This window comes from Ktedonobacteraceae bacterium (assembly GCA_035653615.1).
In the GTDB taxonomy this organism is placed as follows: Bacteria; Chloroflexota; Ktedonobacteria; order Ktedonobacterales; family Ktedonobacteraceae; genus DASRBN01.
Genome location: DASRBN010000037.1, coordinates 205,943 through 226,389, shown reverse-complemented (window position 1 = coordinate 226,389; position 20,447 = coordinate 205,943). Strand labels below are relative to the sequence as shown.

Annotated in this window: 18 protein-coding genes and 1 riboswitch; of the genes, 5 read left to right on the top strand and 13 right to left on the bottom strand. The window is 54.9% G+C overall.

The annotated features are described in order from the left end of the window. Positions 1-75 precede the first annotated feature (75 nt). Both VFA09_22125 and VFA09_22120 read left to right on the top strand, forming a co-directional pair. Positions 76-729 carry a thiamine diphosphokinase gene (locus VFA09_22125; protein ID HZU69984.1) on the top strand — a complete coding sequence of 218 codons (654 nt, stop codon included), beginning with the start codon at positions 76-78 and terminating at the stop codon, positions 727-729. Between the two features lie 63 nt (positions 730-792). Further along, positions 793-1,065 carry a hypothetical protein gene (locus VFA09_22120; protein ID HZU69983.1) on the top strand — a complete coding sequence of 91 codons (273 nt, stop codon included), beginning with the start codon at positions 793-795 and terminating at the stop codon, positions 1,063-1,065. A 9-nt stretch (positions 1,066-1,074) separates the two neighbouring features. Here the strand turns inward: VFA09_22120 and VFA09_22115 are convergent, their stop codons facing one another. From VFA09_22115 to holB, 5 genes are all read right to left on the bottom strand, one after another. After that, on the bottom strand, positions 1,075-2,904 hold the full coding sequence (locus VFA09_22115) for an alanine--tRNA ligase (protein HZU69982.1): 1,830 nt from the start codon (positions 2,902-2,904) through the stop codon (positions 1,075-1,077). 667 nt (positions 2,905-3,571) lie between these two features. Beyond that, positions 3,572-4,480 carry a hypothetical protein gene (locus VFA09_22110; GenBank protein ID HZU69981.1) on the bottom strand — a complete coding sequence of 303 codons (909 nt, stop codon included), beginning with the start codon at positions 4,478-4,480 and terminating at the stop codon, positions 3,572-3,574. Positions 4,481-4,485: 5 nt separating this feature from the next. After that, complete coding sequence (locus VFA09_22105; GenBank protein HZU69980.1) at positions 4,486-5,283, bottom strand: enoyl-CoA hydratase; 798 nt, start codon at positions 5,281-5,283, stop codon at positions 4,486-4,488. Between the two features lie 94 nt (positions 5,284-5,377). Beyond that, positions 5,378-5,590, bottom strand: coding sequence for a type II toxin-antitoxin system HicB family antitoxin (locus tag VFA09_22100; protein HZU69979.1), 213 nt, complete (start codon positions 5,588-5,590; stop codon positions 5,378-5,380). Positions 5,591-5,611: 21 nt separating this feature from the next. After that, positions 5,612-6,727, bottom strand: a complete 1,116-nt coding sequence (gene holB / locus VFA09_22095; GenBank protein ID HZU69978.1) for a DNA polymerase III subunit delta' — start codon at positions 6,725-6,727, stop codon at positions 5,612-5,614. 56 nt (positions 6,728-6,783) lie between these two features. On the opposite strand from holB, the gene VFA09_22090 reads away from it, so the two are divergent. The 3 genes from VFA09_22090 to VFA09_22080 all read left to right on the top strand — a co-directional run bounded on the left by VFA09_22090 (position 6,784) and on the right by VFA09_22080 (position 10,777). Continuing rightward, positions 6,784-7,977: a threonine synthase gene (locus VFA09_22090; protein ID HZU69977.1), complete on the top strand. Its 1,194-nt coding sequence runs from the start codon at positions 6,784-6,786 to the stop codon at positions 7,975-7,977. 137 nt (positions 7,978-8,114) lie between these two features. Continuing rightward, positions 8,115-8,945 (top strand): RNA polymerase sigma factor, encoded by an 831-nt coding sequence (locus VFA09_22085; GenBank protein HZU69976.1) that lies wholly within the window; start codon positions 8,115-8,117, stop codon positions 8,943-8,945. Beyond that, positions 8,942-10,777, top strand: a complete 1,836-nt coding sequence (locus VFA09_22080) for a hypothetical protein (GenBank protein ID HZU69975.1) — start codon at positions 8,942-8,944, stop codon at positions 10,775-10,777. Before VFA09_22085 ends, VFA09_22080 begins: the two co-directional genes overlap by 4 nt. 32 nt (positions 10,778-10,809) lie before the next feature. On the opposite strand, the gene VFA09_22075 is transcribed toward VFA09_22080, so the two are convergent. From VFA09_22075 to VFA09_22040, 8 genes are all read right to left on the bottom strand, one after another. Then, positions 10,810-11,412 carry a DUF1003 domain-containing protein gene (locus VFA09_22075; protein HZU69974.1) on the bottom strand — a complete coding sequence of 201 codons (603 nt, stop codon included), beginning with the start codon at positions 11,410-11,412 and terminating at the stop codon, positions 10,810-10,812. Positions 11,413-11,506: 94 nt separating this feature from the next. After that, entirely contained in the window at positions 11,507-12,655 is a 1,149-nt protein-coding gene (locus VFA09_22070; protein HZU69973.1) for an acyl-CoA dehydrogenase, read from the bottom strand. A 185-nt stretch (positions 12,656-12,840) separates the two neighbouring features. Further along, the gene (map, locus tag VFA09_22065) at positions 12,841-13,587 is read right to left on the bottom strand and encodes a type I methionyl aminopeptidase (GenBank protein HZU69972.1); all 747 of its coding nucleotides are present in this window, start codon (positions 13,585-13,587) and stop codon (positions 12,841-12,843) included. Beyond that, entirely contained in the window at positions 13,577-14,863 is a 1,287-nt protein-coding gene (gene metK, locus VFA09_22060) for a methionine adenosyltransferase (GenBank protein ID HZU69971.1), read from the bottom strand. The genes map and metK overlap by 11 nt, the downstream gene beginning before the upstream one ends. 171 nt (positions 14,864-15,034) lie before the next feature. Then, a riboswitch (SAM riboswitch) is annotated at positions 15,035-15,143 on the bottom strand. Positions 15,144-15,326: 183 nt separating this feature from the next. After that, a complete protein-coding gene (gene ahcY, locus VFA09_22055; GenBank protein HZU69970.1) occupies positions 15,327-16,595 on the bottom strand; it encodes an adenosylhomocysteinase in 1,269 nt (422 codons plus the stop codon). 208 nt (positions 16,596-16,803) lie between these two features. Next, positions 16,804-17,739: a PfkB family carbohydrate kinase gene (locus tag VFA09_22050; protein ID HZU69969.1), complete on the bottom strand. Its 936-nt coding sequence runs from the start codon at positions 17,737-17,739 to the stop codon at positions 16,804-16,806. 60 nt (positions 17,740-17,799) lie between these two features. After that, on the bottom strand, positions 17,800-18,936 hold the full coding sequence (mtnA, locus tag VFA09_22045) for an S-methyl-5-thioribose-1-phosphate isomerase (GenBank protein HZU69968.1): 1,137 nt from the start codon (positions 18,934-18,936) through the stop codon (positions 17,800-17,802). Positions 18,937-19,106: 170 nt separating this feature from the next. Continuing rightward, positions 19,107-20,420, bottom strand: a complete 1,314-nt coding sequence (locus VFA09_22040; protein ID HZU69967.1) for a hypothetical protein — start codon at positions 20,418-20,420, stop codon at positions 19,107-19,109. Between the last annotated feature and the right edge of the window lie 27 nt (positions 20,421-20,447).

Sequence of the window (20,447 nt, the reverse complement as noted above, 5' to 3'; positions counted from 1 at the left end):
CAGGCTTCTTGCCACTGCATACTATAACGTATTATTAGAAGATATAGGCACGAAAATAGCCGAAAGGATGCCAAAATGCATGCCGTGATCTTTGCGGGGGGAACGCTGCGAGCGGGAAAAGCGATAGAGGCGGCCATCGCCTCAGCAGATCTCGTGCTCGCCGCGGATAGTGGGGCCGCGACCGCGTTACACTATGGTATTCATCCCGCGATAGTCGTTGGTGATTTCGACTCGCTGGGAGCTTTACCCTTGCAGGAATTGCAAGAGCGAGGCAGTCAGATCATCCAGGCGCCCGTTGAAAAAGACGAGACCGATACAGAGCTAGCCATCGATACCGCGATAGAGCATGGAGCAACCAGTATTACCTTACTGGGAGCTCTGGGTGGCGCACGCTTTGATCATACGGTGGCAAATATGATGTTGTTAGCCGCGTATGAGAACGTTCCGATACGGATTGTGGATGGGCCGATGGTGTGCTGGTTACTGCGCGGGCCTGGAAGCTCTGCGATTGAGGGCAATAGTGGTGACCTTCTCTCACTAATCCCTCTAACGGGTGAGGCTCATGGCGTGCGAACCAATGGCCTTTATTATCCCTTGCATGGCGAGACGCTTCATTTTGGCAGGCCACGAGGCGTGAGCAATGTCTTGACGGCAGAGAAGGCCGAGGTATCTTTAGAGCAAGGGATGCTGCTCATCATTCATACAAACGTGCAGGAACTCGAGGACTGATTGCTCATCTGTGACGATTTATTTCCCGGTTCGTGATATACTCTTCCTGAAACTGGCACAATTTTGCCATTCTCCTTCAACCCGGATCTGGAACTGGTCGTCGATCCCTCCCTGCTCGAAAACGACGAAATCTACTTCAATGCAGCCCGCCTGGATCGCTCAATGGTGCTGAAGACGAGCGATTATGTTGCCATTGCGAAGCCACGCTTGAAACACATTATCGCGGGACGAGAAGCTATGCCGGAAGCAGCTTCCTCAGAAGTTGAGGAAATGAATCACCCGGTCAAATTGCAAGTACACATTCCTGGGCACTTGCAATTTGACCGGATACACTAAGTCCCTGCTTTACTCGAGGACGGCACGAATACGCTGCACACCTTGACCGATATTCTCGGCTTTGAGTACGCGGAAGTGCCCCATTGTGCCGGTATGCTGAACGTGCGGGCCTCCACAGACCTCCATGGAGTAATCGCCAATTTTATAGACCTTGACCAGGTCGCCGTAGCGCTCGCCGAAGAAAGCTAGCGCGCCTTGATCGAGCGCCTGTTGCAGCGGCATCACCTCCATAGTAACCGGCAAATCGCGTTGAATTTGCTGGTTGACACGATCTTCTACGCGCTTGATCTCGGCGGGAGTCAATTTTGTAGGATGCGAGAAATCGAAGCGCAGGCGTTGAGGCGTGATATTGCTGCCCATCTGATGCACATGCGTTCCCAGCACGTCGCGCAACGCTTGATGGAGCAGGTGCGTCGCGGTATGTAATTGCGTGGTGCGCTCGCTATGGTCGGCCAGCCCGCCCTTGAACTTTTCCGTATTGGCCTGGCGCGAACGCTCCTGGTGTCGCTTGAAAAGCGTGTCGAAGCCCTCAAGGTCGGCAGTTAGCCCACGCTCCTGAGCCAACTCTGCCGTCAAGGTCGGTGGGAAGCCGAAGGTATCAAAAAGGCGGAAGACAGCCTCTCCGGGTACAACCGTCTGGCCCTGCCTGTGCAATCCCTGCTCGATTTTCTCGAATTCACGCAGGCCGCGTGCCAGCGTCCTTCCAAAGCGCTCCTCCTCGCGTGTTAACTCGCCGGCGATGGTTGTCCGGTGTTGATCCAGTTCTGGATAGACCGCTCCATAGCGGTCGATTACTGCCTGCGCAACTTCAGCTATGAACGCGCCGGATATGCCGAGTTCGTGACCGCAACGCACCGCACGACGAATCAGGCGGCGGCAAATGTAGCCCTGTTCGACGTTGCTGGGCGTCACGCCATCGGCAATCAGAAATGTCGCCGCTCGCAGGTGATCGGCGATAATGCGTACCAGCCGCTGCTCTTGCTCAGGTGGCAGCGCTATCTTACTTCCCTGGCGAGTTCGCAGTTCATGGATGCGCTGCACAATGGTGCTGAAGAGATCGGTCGAGTAGACATCCTCGGTTCCAAGTACGACGCAAAGCGTGCGCTCCAATCCCAGACCTACATCGATGTTACGCTGCTTGAGCGGTTCAAAGGTACCCTGCGCCGTCTTGTTATATTGCAAGAAGACGTTGTTGCCGATCTCGATATATTTGCCGCAACTACAGCCGGGACGGCAGTCGGGGCCATGCTTTGGAAGGCCGGTATCATAGAAGAGCTCGGAATCGGGGCCGCAGGGGCCGGTCGTACCGGCAGGCCCCCACCAGTTGTCCTTTTTTGGCAGGTAGTAGATGCGCTCCTGCGGAATGCCGAGTTCCAGCCAGACGCGCGCCGCCTCATCATCGCGGGGAGCATCGTTATCACCCGCGAAGACCGTGACCGAGATGCGTTCTTGCTCCAGTCCCAGCACCTGGGTGAACCATTCAAGCGTCCAGCGCTGCGAGTCCTGCTTCCAGTAGTCGCCGAGAGACCAGAAGCCGAGCATCTCAAAGAAGGTGTTGTGGCTGATATCACCAACTTCTTCGATATCATCGGTGCGCAGGCACTTTTGTACATTTGCCAGCCGTTTCCCACCGGGATGGCTCTCACCCAGCAGATATGGGACGAGCGGCTGCATACCCGCGCTAATGAAGAGGGCGGTTGGATCGTTCTCAGGCACGAGGGGGGCCGAGGGAATGATGGTATGCCCGCGCTCGGCGAAGAAGCTCAAGAATGATTGACGCAGTTGTTCTCCGCTCATACTGCTTCTGCCTACTGTGTTGCTTACATTGTTGATTGCCATGTCTTTCCACTCCTTTTTGTCTGAGAGTCTTCTTCGTCGCTATGACGGCACGAGCGTTGCAGGCCTCATACAAACAAAAAGCCCGCCCCGAACTACTGTCGGGGCGGGCCTGATCTTTGCGTATATAGCCCGTGGTACCACCCTGTTTGGAAATGCGCCTTCAAGCGAATAAGCGCATGTTTCCCACTCTAACAGGCACGGAACATATGCATTCTGCCAGTTTGTTTTCTACAAGGCTTCCTGGCAAAAATGAGGCATGTTCGATGCCCTGCCCTGTGATAACGGAGGGCTTCCGGCAAGAATTACTGGCTACCTATTTTTCATTATTATGTCGAGTAGCGTTCGTTCCGCGCCGCGATCCGGTGGACTCTGTACACTGGATCAGAGGGTGGCTTTCCACGAGGTGCAAGCTGCCGGGCTTTCACCATCCCCGGTTCGCTGTCACTTTCACCAACGTGTATTCGTCCCTCGCAGCGACTGCTAGTATGCGATATGTCAAGTATATGTTGTGGAAAGAGAGTTGTCAAGGAAAAAGAACTGGCGATTGTAGAGGCTGGGCGCGAGATTCTTCGCTGCGCTCAGAATCTCGCGCCCACCTGAGAAAGTAGCCTCTCTTTGTCCTGGAATAGAAAATCACCAGAAAAGAAATATGGCGAAATAATTACAGTTACGAGTTTAAAACATATCCTACCACCTCATACCCGCGCCCCAACTTGCCCTTTTCCGGCAGGTCGCTCACCCATTGCCAATGCGCCTCTTGCAGCACCGAGAAGTTTTCGCACACCAGGTCTGGGAGAGCACGGGGAACGAGAGGGATGGTGCGACGATGCTCAATGTCGCGTTCAAATACGAAGCCGCGTATATCAGTGAGCAGGCAGGCAAGGCCACCGGTATCCAGCAATTCGCGCACCAGGTGCAGGTGCGCCTGGATGACTCGCACGCGAAAAGATTGGGCCACGTCCTGGTAGCGGCGGTGGCGCTCCTGTTCCTCCAGGATGGTTGGAGCAAGGCGTTGTATGTGGTCAAGCATATCGAGGAGCGGATAGCTGAAAAGTTGCGTCAGGATGAGCGAGCTGATTACTATGCCAAATTCGCCCGCACCCAGGCCGGTGATCTCCGGTGGATCGGGGATGGGGCACTGATCCAGGCATTGAGCAGCAACATCGAAAACGGCCTTCGCGCCTTGCGATACAAATTTCTCCCAGGGCTGCTGTTTGATCAAACGATCCAGGTTGTCGCTCACACCGCCGCTGATATCGCATTGCAGCAGGCGAACGCGCCTGTGTAATAGGGGGGATGATAGGTCATCCCTGGCTTGCTGCATGGACGCAAGATCGAGATCAGCGAGCACAACTTCATCGGAGTTACGGGCCAGATCGGCCAGGGGAACCTCTGTGCAGGCTCCGGCCCCCAGGACAAGCGTACTGGGAGAGGTGCCGGGTGGACGCAATTGAAGCGCGTGAAGCATGAGCGCGGCGGATTGTTCGAGATGTTGCGGACTGTGCTGCCGCAGCCAGTCTCGTCGCCGCGCTCCCTGAGTATGTATGTTATTGTAGGTCAGGGTGTCGATGCGCACCCGTCCTACCTCCCGGTATATTCTGGCTTGCGTTTTTGCAGGAAGGCTTGCACGGCATTGCGGTGATCCTGCGTTTCGAAGGCGATATCCTGTAGCTCACCTTCGAGCTTGAGCGATGTTTGCAGGTCAACTTCTGCCGACGTATAGATAAGTTTTTTAATCAAGCCGTAAGCAGTGGTTGGCCCATTTGCCAGGCGTTGAGCAAGCGCTTTGGTGGCCTCTTCGAACTCCGCCAGTGGGACGCATTTATTGACCAGGCCAATGCGCTCGGCCTCCGGGCCGCTCACCTCGTCGGCCAGCATTGACATCTCCATGGCCTTACCGGTTCCGACCAGGCGCGTCAGGAAAAATGCGCCGCCGCCATCAGGAACAAGGGCAATGCGAGCGAAAGCTTCGATAAAACGGGCGTTGTCGGCGGCGATACGCAGGTCGCAGGCAAGCGCGATATTGCAGGATATACCGGCGGCGACTCCCTGGACGGCGGCGATGACGGGCTTGGGCATACTGCGTATGGCGAGGACGACGCGATGATATTTTTGCAGGTGTTCGCTGACCTTCATCGATTCATCGCCGGAACGCCGTTCAGTGAGACTTCTCAGGTCTTGCCCCGAGCCGAATGCTCTACCCGCGCCGGTGAGAACGACGCAGCGCACGTTTTCGTCCTGTGCGGCAGCTTCGATAGCTTCGGTCAATTCGGCCAGCATGATTTCATCGAAGGCGTTGAGTACCTGCGGTCGATTCATGGTAATGGTGAGGACGCCGCCATCCTGCTGAATGAGCAGTTCCTGGAAATCGGTTCGCATCGAGAACTCCTTTGATCAAAGATCAACAGTTATAAATACTCTAAAAATTCTTCAACACTCTCGAATCGTCTCCCTACCTGAGATTACAGGTAATTTAGGCGGCATATGTCGCCTCGAAAGTCGTTATTAGTGGTCGACCAGTATCAGGCAATGATGCCTCTTGCAGGTAGAGTTCGGTAGCTTCCTTTAGATTAGCGACAGCCTCTTCAATAGAATATCCTTGACTAACAGTTCCCACTTCTGGACATTCTGCAACATATATGTCCCCCTCTTTGTGAATAACCGCTGTAAAGGTTCGTACAGCCATCTTGAGGTCTCCCTTCCGATTCTATCTGATAGTGGGTATATCCAGCATCAACACTTCGAGTGCGACACGGGCATTGACGTTTTGATCGAGCGCCTCGGCGGTACGCAGGATAGCGCGCACCATGCGTTGAGCCTCGGATGCGCCAATTTTCGCGGCCTGCTTCTGTAGCTGGTTACGCATATCTATGTTGACGACCAGGTCAAGGCTATTGTTCGCCGCTAATACCATATCACGCCACCACAGCAACCACAACTCAAGTATACCACGCAGCTTGTCGCTGTCGGCGCTGAGGCGCTGGGCCAGGTCAAAACGTTTCACCTTGCTTAAAGTAGGCAGTGTTGCCAGGGTATCCAGCTGCGTCTTACGTTCCGCCAGCATGTCTTCATCTTCTATCGCCTGTATCGCCCATCCCATGCGCCCGGCAGCGAGGGCTGCGATTAAAGTGGCTTCATCCGATTCGACCTGCCATTGTTGCTCTAAAGCGGTTTTGATCTGCGAGGTGGTCAGCAAATGCATGGGAACTTGCTGCACCCGCGAGAGGATGGTTGGGAGTAACAGGCCGGGATCTGGCGCGGTGAGCAACAGGACGACATCGGGTTCAGGCTCTTCGAGGGTTTTCAAGAGGCAGTTGGCGGCATCTAGATTCATTTCGTGCATGCCTTCAATGATAAAGATGTTGCGCCGTCCCTCTAATGTCCTGCGAGCCGAATCGCTTTGCAACGCGCGTACCTGCTCAATGAGGATGAATTGTCTGCCCGGCGGCCGCGAGATGTAGTGTACGTCGGGATGGTTGCCGTGCATGACCTTGCGACAGGAAAGGCAAGTGTTGCAGGGATTTTGCGGCGCAATAGTGGGATCAGGCCCGCCAGTGCATAAGAGCGTCTGGGCGAATCGACACGCGAGCAGTGTTTTGCCGATATGTTCGGGACCGGTAAACAGATAGGCATGACGCACCCGCTGCGCGGCCAACGTGCGGCGCAGGGTGTTGATGGAATGCTCGTGGCCGACGATATTCCAATCGGATGATGCTGGCGGCTGTGCTGCTTCATTCATAGCGTCATGGTAGCAGAAACAGGCTGTAATGGCAAGACTGGTGAAGCCGTTGATTACCCATAAGCAGCTTGAAGGTGACCACAAGGGTGCGCCCCTACAAGAGTTTTGAATGCCCCCTACAACGATGATATACTATCTATATGAACTCCCGTTTCAGCTATCTCACTCATTTAGAGTGCAGCCTGTGTCATCTTGAATACAATGCGGACCAGCTACATACTGTGAGTCCCTGTTGCGCGCGGCCACTGCTGGCACGCTATGACCTGGCGGCTGTCGAGCGTGACCTCTCGCCCGTCGAAATAGCATCACGCGATGCGACAATGTGGCGCTACCATGAGCTGTTGCCGGTGCGTGAAGAGCGGCATGTCTTAACATTGGGCGAGGGAATGACGCCGCTACTGAAGGCTCCTCGACTGGCGCCGGAAGGTATAGAGCGGGAAGCTCGCATCCTGATCAAGGATGAGGGACAGAATCCAACAGGGAGTTTTAAGGCACGGGGTATGTCTGCCGCTGTTTCACGTGCTCTTGAATTGGGAGTGAGCGGCGTGGTAACACCGACCGCTGGAAATGCTGGGGCCGCGATGGCCGCGTATGCAGCGCGTGGTGGTCTTCCGGCATATGTGACTGCACCAGAAGATGCTCCCGAATCGTGTATAGAGCAGGCAAGCCTGTATGGTGCCGAGGTACAGCTTATACCTGGTCTGATCAGTGACGCGGGTCGTCTTGCTGCCGAAGTTGCACGGCAACGCGGCTGGTTTAACGTCGCGACGCTGCGAGAGCCCTATCGTGCCGAGGGGAAGAAAACCATGGGGCTGGAACTGGCGGAGCAGCTTGGTTGGCGATTGCCCGAGGCAATCATCTACCCGGCGGGCGGTGGCACGGGTATCGTCGGCATGTGGAAAGCGTTTGCCGAATTGCGTACCCTGGGCTGGTTGAAAGAAGCGCGCATGCCGAAGATGATTATTGTGCAGGCAGAGGGGTGCGCTCCACTGGTGCGCGCTTTCCAGAATGGCCAGGATGAAGCCGGTGCATGGCCAGCAGATGAGGCGCAGACACAGGCGGCAGGTCTGCGCGTGCCTTCGGCTATCGGGGATCGCTTGATTCTTTCAGCGGTACGTGAAAGTGGTGGAACGGCAATCGCGGTCAGCGATGAATCTATGATGGAGATGGCGCGCTATGCCGCTCGACGCGAAGGTATATTAATCTCACTCGAGGCCGCCGCGACTATCGCGGCCTACCACAGACTGATTGCCGCGCACTTTTTAGAACCTGGGAATGAAACCGTCCTTTTCTTTACGGGGAGTGGTTTAACGGAAGTAGGTAAATACTCCTGACAAATGTCGGCTATACCACAGTATTTGCTGTACAAATATGTTATGCTACATAAGGAAATATTATTGAAAATATCCTTGTACGAGGAATGTTTATTCTTTGACTCATCTATGAAAAGCAGATAAGGTTGATGTAACCAATGGACACTTCTATCCGTCTCTACAACTCGAATAGCAGATTGCGTTCACTGCTGAATGATGAACCTCAGGCTCGTCCTACCGTCCCTTTGCAGGACGAGGAGAATGGGCCGGCGGAAGTGTCAGTTAGCGGGGATGAGCGAGCAACCGACTCGCTGGAGGCGCAGTCTGTAGCAGTACCGCAGGAACAGGCGCAGCGAGTAGATGTAGCAGACTTTGAGGCGATTTTCCTTCGTTTTCAAGGGCCTATCACAAATTTCATCTACCATCTGATCGGCAATCGCGAACAGGCGTATGATCTTGCACAGGACGTGTTTGTAAAGGCATATAAGGCACTGCTGGGAGGAACGGTGGTGCAGCCAGGGGCATTATCGGCCTGGCTGTATCGCATCGCGGCCAACACAACGACAGATACGTTGCGCCGGCGGCGTCTGATCTCCTGGTTACCACTCTCATTGTTCAACGAAGACCGTGGCATCGGCGCAGGCGTCCTCTCCGACTCTGGAGGCGTCGCGTCGGAGAGTTTCACCAGCAACAACGAGGATGGCGCGGGTGAGGCTCGCAGCAACTCCATCAGTTCATTCTATGAGCGTGGAGGCTACGATGGCGGGCGATTTGAGAATCGCGTCGCGGACCGCGAAATCGTCGAACGCATCTTTAAGCAATTGCCACCTAAATATGCCGTCTGCCTCTGGCTCTACGAACATGATGGATTGTCTTGTGCGGAGATCGCGGAGGTGCTGGGCATCAGCGCCTCAGCCGTAAAAATGCGCTTAATGCGGGCACGGGAACGCTTTATTACGTTACATCAACAAGAGGTGGGTGACGAGTGAACTGTATTCAGGCGCAGGCAATGCTTGCCGCGTATCGTGACTTAAAAAAAGAGGATGTAGATACTCTTGAATTGGATGTGCATCTGGAATACTGCGCATCCTGCCGCGAGGCGCTTGCTCGCTTCAGTTTCGTCGGCGAGCAAGTGCGTTCTTTGCCGGTGATAGAGACGCCGCCTGAGATGCATGGCAACATCATGCGCGCACTAGCAAAAGAGCAACTGCGGTATATGCAACGGTCCGCGCCTGGAACAATCCCCGCCCCTGAATTTCTGAGACCTTATCTTCAAGAACAATCCCGAGCTTCTCGCGTTCCAGAATCTATCAGCGCATTTTCGAGCGCAGAAACAGGCCCGCTGCCGATTATTCGCGCGAAAAGCAGGCCTCGTCATATGCGGGTGAACCAGTTCGCGGTCCTGGGCATTGCCGCCATGTTTCTGATGCTTTTCATGATGGGCGGTATAACCTCGCTGCTCCTGCTGGCCCATAGTAATTCTCAGGTAGCCACTACCGTCAATACCGTTGGCAGCAAGTCCAGCCAGAGTATCGTCCAGCAAAGTGAACTCACGACTCTTAGATACACGACCAGCACCGTTTATCAGAATGTCGTCAGCGCAACAGCTGTTGGCAACGACATCTACTACACGGCGTATAGTAATGATGCAACGAATGAGTGGATGCTGGAAAAGTTAGATCGCACGACGATGCAGAGTACGAATCTGCTCGCGAATGCGAGTACAAATCCGCTGATAGTGTTGGGGGCCAATAATGATTGGCTGGTCTGGCTGCAATATGATGATCTCAAATCGGCTTTCAAGGGGCATCTACCCAACGCGAGTCTTTCCCGCAATCTCCATGCCTGGAGCCTGCACTATCTTGCTCTTACTCCGCAGAACATTACGGCAAAAGTAAAATCCAGCGGGCCAGTTCCTTCATCCCAGGGGAGTACAGGCAATTCCGCCTCACCTGCGTCCTTGATAAAAGGTGTGTTCAATCGTAGTGCAGCTCCTCTACTGGCTTCCTCGCCGGTGCAGGGTGTGTGGTTCATTCAGAACAGTTTGCTCGTGGCAATGATCGATAACGCCGGTACATCCCATCTCCTGCGCTTCGAGTTGGACGCGAATGATGTCACGGCTTCCATGCAAGTAATTGCAACAGCGCCTGCCGGTGAAATACTTACCTCACCAACGGCGAATAGCGATGGCAGTCAAATTTTCTGGTCTGAGGAATGGCTTTCTGAGGACGGCAATCTGCATAGTAATATCTGGATACAGCAAGCGCTGGATACTCAACCGCGATCTCCGGGCAGAGTAGGGGAAAATACTGTGCCGACCGTAGGCCTCTACCGTTCAGATGGCCTATCTTTCAGTCCGCAAGTGGTAGATAACACCTTATTCCTGCTGAATACTGCCAGCGTGACGAATCCAGGGCAAGTCGCTCCCATAACAGCGACTCCTCTCAATCTTGCCGCGGTGCCAAAGATCGATACCAGTGTTTACGCTGAACCCCTGGATAGCTTTGTACAGGGTACAGTGTTGATGATTCCGCTGGATGGCGTTTCCGCAAACATACCGGTATCATTAGGTACGGCCGGGCAATCTTCTACATTGCAGGCGGGCAATAATTTCGTCTTATGGCAGGATAACGATGGCTATAAGATGTATGATGTGCAAACATCGTCCGATGTGATAGTCGGACAGGCGCTGAACGGGGCCAATTTCGTTGCGGTCAACGGCAATACAGCGACCTGGACGACCGGCAATGATACTGTAACACCTGCTACTAGCAGCCCCAATACTTCCACTACGCTGCTGGCCTTTAACTGGGAAAAGTAAGTTTTTAGGGCGCTAAGAAGCGCCCCTTTTTATTACCCTTCTTGCTCTTTTATAACCTGCTGCACCTCAGTTGCCAGGCGTTTCACCAGGGCCGGATCCAGGCGAGCCAGCTGCTCCCGCATCTCCATATGCTGCTCTTCCAGGCGTTTCACAATCTGGAGGATCAAATCATCCTGGTGATCCAGATGCTCCATGATATGACGGATTTCTTCTTCGCCTTTAGTATCACAAATGTAGTCGTTTTGGGCGGTCAGGCGATCTTTTTCAGCCTGGCGATTCTGAGACATCATCACAAACGGAGCTGCGTATGCGGCTTGAAACGATAGAGCCAGGTTCAAGAGTATGAAAGGATAGGGATCCCAACGATAGACTATTCCGGTGATGTTCAAAGCCAGCCAGATGGCCAGGATACAGCTTTGAATTATGATAAAGCGCCAGCTGCCAACGGTTGAGGCCACAGTGTCAGCGATCTTCTGCCCCGCCGTTAACTGTTCATCGACGACCTCATTCACATTGATGACAGCCGGATGGTGGTGTTTGAACGTGGGGAACTTGAGGTGCATCCCCTCAAGCAAGGGGGTACGCCTCTCACTGTGAACATGGCCTGGAACTGCCGATCCAGGAGTGATATCCATATTGTCTCTCCTCTCATGAATTTTGACGAACGGCCAGGGAAATCCTGCGACCCCAACGAGGATAGGCACCAGGCACTCTCCCTATAGAAGATTGTTAGATGCCCAGGTGTTTCGCGATCACCATACGCTGCACCTCGCTGGTGCCTTCACCAATTTCGTTGATTTTGACGCTGCGCCAGTAGCGCGAGACCGGAAATTCATCCATGAAGCCGTAGCCGCCATGAATTTGCACCGCCTGGTCCGCGGCGCGCTTGGCCGTTTCCGAGGCGAAGAGTTTGGCTATCGCTGCTTCTCGCCGGAAAGGTTTGCCCTGCATATGCAACCACGCGGCCTTATAGTACATTAAACGAGCGAGTTCTATTTCTGTATCCATATCGGCGAGTTTAAACTGGATAGCCTGGAATGAACTGATGGGTTTGCCAAACTGCTTGCGTACTTTAGCATAGCTCAGCGCTTCATCGAGGCAGGCCTGGGCGAGACCCACCGAGAGCGCGGCAATGGCGATACGCCCGGCATCGAGGATATGCATGAAGTGCTTGAAGCCTTCTCCACGCTGGCCCAGCATGTTTTCTTCAGGTACGACGCAATCTTCGAAGGTGAGTGGGCGTGTATCAGAGGCTTTCCAACCCATTTTTTTGTAGGGCTGGCCAATGATGTAGCCAGGCGTACCTTTGGGTATGATAAAGTTGGTGATCTCTTTGCGACCGTCGGGGCGCGTACCGGTGACGGCCGTGATGGTGACGCCGCCCGTCATATCTGTCCCGGCATTGGTGATAAAGGCTTTGGCACCATTGATATGCCAGTTCCCATCGCGCAGGACGGCCCGTGTCTGCGTGCCACCCGAATCGGAGCCTGCTTCTGGCTCGGTGAGACCGAAGGCCCAGAGCTTTTCGCCGCGGGCCAGTGGTACCAGGTACCGCTGCTTCTGTTCTTCGGTGCCGAACAGGTAAAAAGGGGTCGAACCCAGCGAGGTATGAGCCTCCATGGTAATGCCGACCGAAACATCCCCGCGCGAGATTTCCTCGATAGCGAGGCAGTAGGAGAGGAAATCAGCGCCCGCGCCACCATATTCTTCGGGGAACGGCAGTCCTAGCAGCCCTAACTGTCCCATCTGGCGAATAATGTCGTAGGGGAACGCGCCGGTGCGGTCCATTTCTTCCGCGCGCGGTTTGATCTCTTGTTGCGCGAACTCGCGACAGGTATCGCGAATTGCCAATTGCTCTTCATTGAGCGTGAAGTCCATGGCGTTATGCTCCTTCTATCTGGCACATGAGCTAGTTAGACGATTCGTATCTGCTGGCTTTATTATACGTGTTTATGACAAGATTTGCACCCTGGAGAGGTCAGAAGATACCTTTTGAGAAATGGAAAGCAAATAAAAAGAGACACAAGCGATTTCACCGGTGCTTGTGCCTCTTGTAATCCGCATTAGATAGCTGTAACCACGAGCGGCTTGCCTTTTGTGACTACGACAGTATGTTCATAGTTCGCGACGGGCGTGCCGTTGTTGGTCTTCAGCGTCCAGCCGTCCACCGAGTCCTGAATACGCGCGGCTTTGGCGGAGATGTGTGGCTCGATGGCGAGTACGAGGCCTTCGGTCAGGCGCTGCGAAAACTGTGGAGAGTAGTAGCTTGGAATGACGCGCGGCTCCTCGTGAATGGTTCTGCCGACGCCATGCCCGCAGAGTTCGCGTATGACGGAGAACTTGCGATGCTGGACTTCCAGTTCGACGGTGCGACCGATGGCGTTGATCGGCTTACCAGCCTGGGCCGCGAGAATGCCTTTATCAAGCGCGGCTTTCGCGCAGGCAACTAAACGGCTCTTGAGCGGTGATACCGGGGGAACTGCGACGGTGACCGCTGCATCGGCGTAATAGCCATCCAGTTCAGCAGTGACATCAATCTTTACGAGGTCGCCCGCTTCAACAACCCGATCACCCGGAATACCGTGGGCTGCTTCATCGTTCAGTGAGATGCAGGCGGTGCCCGGAAAGCCATAGACCATTGGTGGGGCGGAACGGGCACCGTGGCTTTTAAGGAAGGCCGCTCCAATCTGGTCAAGCTCGCCGGTGGTTATTCCCGGTCGAACGCTTTTTTGCATCTCCTGTAAGGTGAGGCCAACGATTTTTCCGATACGTAAAAGGGCCTGTAAATCCTGTTCTGATTCAATCGACATCCATCATTTCCCCTTCTGTCATCGCGGCCTGGTCACTGGTTTCTACGCTGGCGCCCACGCCTTTGCGCAGCATAGGAACCTTGTCGAGAGCTTCCCAGGGAAGATCGAGGTCTGTACGACCGAAGTGGCCGAATGCCGCGGTAGGCTGGTAAATGGGCCGGCGCAGGTTCAAGGATTGAATGATACCGGCGGGCCGTAGATCAAAGTGTTCATTGATGAGGCGCACGATTTCTTCGTCCGAAACCTTGCCGGTGCCGAATGTGTCGATAAAGAGCGAAAGCGGGCGAGCTACGCCGATGGCATAGGCGACCTGCAATTCCACGCGATCCGCAAGCCCGGCGGCGACGACATTTTTGGCGATGTGACGTACCGCGTAGGATGCTGACCGATCAACTTTGGTCGGGTCCTTGCCGCTAAAGGCGCCACCACCATGCCGCGCCATGCCGCCATAGGTATCAACGATGATTTTGCGCCCGGTTAATCCGGCATCGCCCATGGGACCACCGGTGACGAAACGGCCTGTGGGATTGACAAAAAATTTGGTGTTGCTATCAAGTAAGTGCGCGGGAATGGTCGGCTTGATAATATAGTCGATGACATCGGAGCGAATCTGGTCCTTATCGACGTAATCCGCGTGCTGAGTAGAGACGACGACAGTATCGACGCGAACGGGGCGACCATATTCGTACTGAATGGTGACCTGGCTTTTCCCGTCGGGCCGTAGATAGGCCATGGGGCCGGTGCCCTCCCACGATTTGCGACGCACGCGCGAGAGCTGGCGGGTGAGTTTGTGGGCCAGGCTGATAGGCATGGGCATGTACTCCGGGGTCTCGTTGCAGGCGAAACCGATCATCATGCCCTGGTCGCCCGCGCCGATGCTCTCCAATTCGCTATCGCTCAGGACAGCGATGCCCGTTTTGGCCTCCATTGAGCGGCTGACTCCCAGATCAATATCTGGCGACTGCTTGCCGATAGAGGTAACAACTCCACACGTGCGATAGTCAAAGCCATAATCGGCGCTGACATAGCCAACCTGCTCAATCGTTTTGCGCACGACGGCTGGCATGTCGATCCAGGCGGTGGTGGTGATTTCACCGGCGACAAGCACGAGACCTGTGGTGGTAGCAGTTTCGCAGGCGACACGGGCCATGGGGTCCTGGGCCAGAATTGCATCGAGGACGGCATCCGAAATCTGGTCGCAGAGCTTGTCGGGGTGCCCCTCAGTGACCGATTCGCTCGTGAAAAACGATTTCGGACTTTTCATAAAATTGCTCATTTGTTCTCCTTTGGCCGATCAATCGGCGGTGGGCACGATCAATCGGCCCCTACATTTCATTCAGCAGACTTCATTCATTATATTTTATGTCAACCAGGCTTATTTTGTGGAAACGATCAGAGTATGAAAAAAACCCCTGAAATGCAGGGGTTTTAGCTTTGTTGCATATGCCCCTCATCTCGCGGATTGCGTTCCGCCGGAATTGGCACCCTTCCTGCGACCAGGCAGGCGGGTTGCCGGGCTTCATCGGGCCGTTTCCCTCCACCTCTCTTGATGAGAGCTTCAAGGATACATTGAAGTGTATCCTCGATATTTCTTTGTTTACGTTCGCGGCATCCACGAAGGATTTCTTTACTTCTAAAGTATAACGAGGGAGGAAGCAGAATGTCAAGTTTTCACGCAGGGAAAGTGGCTGGTTCCTGCCCTGGGACCCGGATCAGGGCAGGGCCAGCCGCTGTCCCTACTAGGTGCCGGATTCCCACGAATTGAGGTAGGCATCCTGTTCGGGGGTGAGGGTATCGATGCGTACTCCCATGGCTTTGAGCTTGAGGCTGGCGATTTCTTCGTCGATCGTGGCAGGCAGGGTGTAGACACGCGACTGCATCTCTTTCGCGTGGAGCAGCATGTACTCGGCTCCCAGGGCTTGATTGGCAAAGCTCATGTCCATGACGCTGGCCGGATGGCCCTCGGCTGCCGAGAGGTTGACGAGGCGACCTTCTGCCAGCAGGTGTACCTGTCTCCCGTCGGCATAGGTGTACTCGTCGACGAAATCACGCACGCGGCGCTTTTTGACCGAGAGCGATTCCAATGCCGGGATGTTGATCTCATCGTTAAAATGGCCGGAGTTGGCGATAATGGCGCCGTTTTTCATGCGCTCCAGGTGGGGGCGGTCTATGACGTTGACATCGCCGGTCACGGTGATGAAGATGTCTCCAACCTCGGCGGCTTCGACGCCCGGCATGACGCGATATCCATCCATGACAGCTTCCAGGGCGCGAATAGGATTGACCTCGGTGACGATAACGTTCCCTCCCATGCCATGCGCGCGCGAGGCAACGCCGCGACCGCACCAGCCATAACCGAAGACGACGATGGTACGACCGGCGAGCAGGATATTGGTAGAGCGAACTATGGCATCAATCGAACTCTGACCGGTCCCATAGCGATTATCAAATAAATGCTTGGTATCCGATTCGTTGACCGCCAGGACGGGGAAGCGCAGCACGCCATCTCTTTCCATACTGCGCAGGCGAATGACGCCCGTGGTTGTTTCTTCCATACCACCGATGATGGCCGGGATGAGTTCGGTGCGCGTGGTGTGCAGCGTTGAAACGAGGTCGCAGCCATCGTCCATCGTCATATTAGGTTTGTGATCAAGCACGGAGTTGATGTGGCGATAGTAGGTCTGTTCATCCTCGCCCTTGATTGCAAATGTAGGGATGCCGTATTCGCTGATCAGCGCGGCAGCCACATCGTCCTGCGTAGAGAGCGGATTGGATGCGCACAGGTTGAGGTCGGCTCCGCCAGCTTTCAAGGTGATGGCGAGGTTAGCCGTCTCGGTGGTGATATGCAGGCAACCCGACATGCGCACGCCTTTCAGGGGCTGGTCCTTCGCAAATCGCTCGCGAATAAGGCGGAGAACGGGCATTTCCTTGGCAGCCCATTCAATCCGATCTTTGCCGCGTGGCGCAAGTGAGATGTCTTTGACATCACCTCTCATTGAAGTTGTCATGGAGTATGTTTTCCTTTCCTGATACACAGAAGGTTTTTTCTGTATTCCATTTTTACTGTTTGATATAGTATCACTTTTTTAGCGGGTGCCGCCTCATTTACATATGAGAGCGGGGGATTCTTCGCTTCGCTCAGAATGACATGCCCTGGCATGTCATTCTGAGCGAAGCGAAGAATCTCCGTCGAACTTCTGAAGAATCATCAGGGTCCTACGGCTTCCAATTGGGGTCGAAGTGCGAGCACATGACAAGCGCGCGGTAGCGTTCGGCAATGTCATCCATAGCCAGGGCGCGCAAGCGTTGCATGCTGAAATCTTCACAGACGTAGGAGCCGATGATGTTGCCGTGGACGACGGCGCGTTTTAAATCGGCGACGGCATAACTACCATCAGGCTGTGGCTCTACAAGCGAAAGATAGCCAAGGAAGCCACCGGCAAATGCATCGCCCGCGCCGGTCGGGTCGATGACCTCTTCCAGGGGATAGGTAGGGGCGCTGAAAAAGGTGCCATCAGCGCCAAAAAGCCGTGCTCCATAACTACCCTGCTTCACCACCACGTACTTCAGACCCATTTTCAGGAGTTGCCGCACGCCTGTAACAATGCTGGGACATTGCGTATACTGCCGTATTTCTTCCTCGCTCATCAAAAGGATATCCACCCGCTTGATGACTTCGCTAAGCTGCTGGTGCGCGGTCATGATCCATAGTTCCATAGTATCAAGCACCGTGAGGCGTGGTTGGAGAACCTGCTCCAGCACTTCCAGCTGCAATTCCGGCTGGATATTGGCCAGGAACAGCAGTTCGCTGCGGCGGTACTCTTCTGGAATAATGGGATGGAACCCTTCATAGACGCCTAGCTGCGTGTCGAGCGTATCGCGTGTATTCATATCCATATGATAGCGCGCGGTCCAGCGGAAGGTTCTTCCCTCTTTCACCTGGAGACCTGCCAGGCTCACCGGGCGCGTATGCCAGAAATCGATGTGTTCTTGCGGAAAATCACTCCCCACTATTGCCACCAGGTTGACCTGGTTATACAGCGAAGCTGCTGTGGTAAAATAGGATGCAGCTCCGCCAAGCGTTTCTTCGACCCTGGCAAATGGCGTTTCGACCGTATCCAGAGCGACCGAACCAACAACTAGAATGGACACTCCTCCGTCCTCCCTTTCGATACTTTGAAATGCGAGCCTGCAGGCTCGATCAGAAGCTATTTAAACTGGCGTGGCGTCACTACCAGGATTATCAATGTTATGATAGCCGGAACAGAGCTGGCGCAGCGATGCCTCATATGGCGGTCGCGCAATTCCAGCTTCGGTGATAATGGCCGTCACGTAGGTATGCGGTGTGACATCAAATGCGGGATTGGCCGCGTGTATGCCAGGCGGCGCGATCATAGTTCCCCGTATACTCGTGACTTCTTCGGGATTGCGCTGCTCGATGGGAATCTCTTCACCGGATGCAAGGCTCAGGTCGATGGTCGAACGCGGCGCCAGCACATAGAATGGGATGGAATGAGCTTTCGCCAGCACCGCGACGCTGTACGTGCCTATTTTGTTGGCGACATCGCCATTGGCGGCAATGCGGTCAGCCCCGACGAAGACCGCTTTGATTCCGGCGGTGCGCATGAAATGCCCGGCCATGTTATCGGTAATCAATGTCAGGGGAATGCCCTCCTGTTGCAATTCCCAGGCTGTGAGGCGCGCCCCCTGCAGCACAGGCCGCGTTTCATCAACGAAGACGTGTATTTTTTTACCGGAGTGATGCGCTACATACATGGGTGCCAGAGCAGTTCCCCACCCGGCAGTCGCGAGCGAACCGGCGTTACAGTGTGTCAACAGGGTATCGCCATCGGCTATGAGTTCCGCTCCATAATATCCCATTTTCATGCAGGCGTCGAAATCTTCATCGGCGATGGCCTGAGCTTCGTCGCGCAATAACTGCGCCAGTTCGCGAGGAGCAATACTCTCATTCATCGCACTATTTGCTCGACGCAGCATGCGGTCAATGGCCCAGGCAAGGTTGACGGCAGTGGGACGGGTGCGGCGCAGCATCTCACCGGCGCCTTGCAGGTGCGCCCTCACTTCAAATTGTGCCAGGTCTTCACCTTGCTCGCGCAGCAAGCGATAGAGGGAAAGGGCAATGCCAAAGGCGGCGGCTACACCGATTGCGGGGGCGCCACGCACCTTTAATGTCTTAATAGCCTCAGCAACCTGCTCTTCATGTGCCAGCCTGAGAATGACTGCCTGCTGCGGCAGCAGCGATTGATCGATCATACAAACTGCTTCGCCATCCGCGTCCTCTTCCCACCAGACGGTACGCAAATGCTGTGATTGACTCTCGCCAGGCATAGGAATACACATGCTCCTTTTAGTGATTGCAATGAGGGTTGCAGGACAGGCACAAGATACTGTCCCTACAACATGGTACCATACCTGACGCTTTGCGGCAATTGCGCCGGATTACAGGGCAGGCATTTGTCCCCACCAGCCTACCAACCCGGCGCGAACAGGCGCTATCCCTACTGACCTGGTTGCTGCCTCATGGCCTTGCCTTTATCGCTGTACTGCCGGATCATTTCTTGCAGGTAAGGGTCGTTGAGGTCGAGGACCTGATCGTCGATACGACCGGCCTGTTGCCTATTTGAGGCCGATGGGATAACGGACAGCGCGCCACTGGTCTGATGGTTGTCTATCGGTACCAGGCGTGTCGAGCGTTTGAGACGGACCGCTTTTTCCGGGCCGGTTGCACGCGATAGCGAGGGAAATTCACCGGTGACGGGCAAGGAACCCTGATCGATTACCGGCAAAAAGCTGCCACTGGAGGAAGCCTGGCTCACAGTCGCCGTAGGAGTTTCTGGATACACATGAGGCACTTTGCTGCCAGAGGAGAACTGCGGCGAGTTATAGCCAGGGTGGCCAGGGTAGCCAGGATAACCGGGGTAAGGATTCTCCGGCTGGGGAGCAGACCATCCCTGGGAAGTATGCGTAGCCGGCATTACTGGTGGATTCACAAGTCCCGTATACTGATGAGGGACGGTGGGGCCTTGAGTGGCTCCCTGGACGTTTTTCGCCTGTTCCCAGGGAGAAATTGGTCGTTCGCGACTCCAGGGAGGAGCGCCGCTGGGAGGCAACTTCGCGGGCGCCGGCGGCAGTAAGTGCTTGCGCAGTTGCCGCCAGCCAAGAAACAGCAGGAAGAGAAAGGCCACAGTACATACAATACCCGCAAATACATCAACGAGATGAGATGCAGGGTCCTGCGCACTTGAGGACACATCATTCTGGTTATCGCCGGTAGAAGTAGACGTGGTCGTTGAGATACTGGTTGGTGTCGAGTTTTGGCCGTTCCCCTGGCCGGCGTTCACCGTGGCAGTTGCCCTGGTTGTCGCGGTTGCTCCAGGTGTCGCGTGCGCAGTTGCAGTTGCCCTGGGGGTTGCCGTGGCAGTCGGAGAAGACGAGGGAGTGCCGGTCGGCGTCGGCGAGGGAGCCTTCGTTGGTGTTGGTGATGGAGTTTTGGTCGGCGTCGGAGTAGGAGATGGGGTATTCGTTGGCGTCGGTGAGGGGGTATCGGTCGGAGTGGGAGTGTCTGTCGCTGTTGGAGATGGGGTATTAGTTGAAGTTGGTGTTGGCGAGGGCGTGTCCGTAGATACTACTGTTCCAGTAGCATTGAGGAAAGGAGCGTACACGTTGTTTGATGATGACCCCGTTGAATAAGCGCCCATGGCATTGGCTTGCCGGGTTACCAGGACAACGCCGGCGATTGAAACAAGCAGCAACAGCAAAGAAAGCGCTACCATGGCAATTCTGGTACGCGAAGAAGAGGGGACTCCGTGCATAGCATTAGCACTCCTCGTATGGATTTG

Bases quoted from the DNA above. Each gene is read 5' to 3' on its own strand.
- metK (HZU69971.1), bottom strand. From the start codon at position 14,863: ATGAGCAATTTTATGAAAAGTCCGAAATCGTTTTTCACGAGCGAATCG.
- ahcY (HZU69970.1), bottom strand. From the start codon at position 16,595: ATGACAACTTCAATGAGAGGTGATGTCAAAGACATCTCACTTGCGCCA.
- VFA09_22040 (HZU69967.1), bottom strand. From the start codon at position 20,420: ATGCACGGAGTCCCCTCTTCTTCGCGTACCAGAATTGCCATGGTAGCG.
- VFA09_22105 (HZU69980.1), bottom strand. From the start codon at position 5,283: ATGCGAACCGATTTCCAGGAACTGCTCATTCAGCAGGATGGCGGCGTC.
- VFA09_22090 (HZU69977.1), top strand. From the start codon at position 6,784: ATGAACTCCCGTTTCAGCTATCTCACTCATTTAGAGTGCAGCCTGTGT.
- VFA09_22085 (HZU69976.1), top strand. From the start codon at position 8,115: ATGGACACTTCTATCCGTCTCTACAACTCGAATAGCAGATTGCGTTCA.
- map (HZU69972.1), bottom strand. From the start codon at position 13,587: ATGTCGATTGAATCAGAACAGGATTTACAGGCCCTTTTACGTATCGGA.
- VFA09_22125 (HZU69984.1), top strand. From the start codon at position 76: ATGCATGCCGTGATCTTTGCGGGGGGAACGCTGCGAGCGGGAAAAGCG.
- VFA09_22075 (HZU69974.1), bottom strand. From the start codon at position 11,412: ATGGATATCACTCCTGGATCGGCAGTTCCAGGCCATGTTCACAGTGAG.
- VFA09_22070 (HZU69973.1), bottom strand. From the start codon at position 12,655: ATGGACTTCACGCTCAATGAAGAGCAATTGGCAATTCGCGATACCTGT.
- VFA09_22100 (HZU69979.1), bottom strand. From the start codon at position 5,590: ATGGCTGTACGAACCTTTACAGCGGTTATTCACAAAGAGGGGGACATA.
- mtnA (HZU69968.1), bottom strand. From the start codon at position 18,936: ATGCCTGGCGAGAGTCAATCACAGCATTTGCGTACCGTCTGGTGGGAA.
- VFA09_22115 (HZU69982.1), bottom strand. From the start codon at position 2,904: ATGGCAATCAACAATGTAAGCAACACAGTAGGCAGAAGCAGTATGAGC.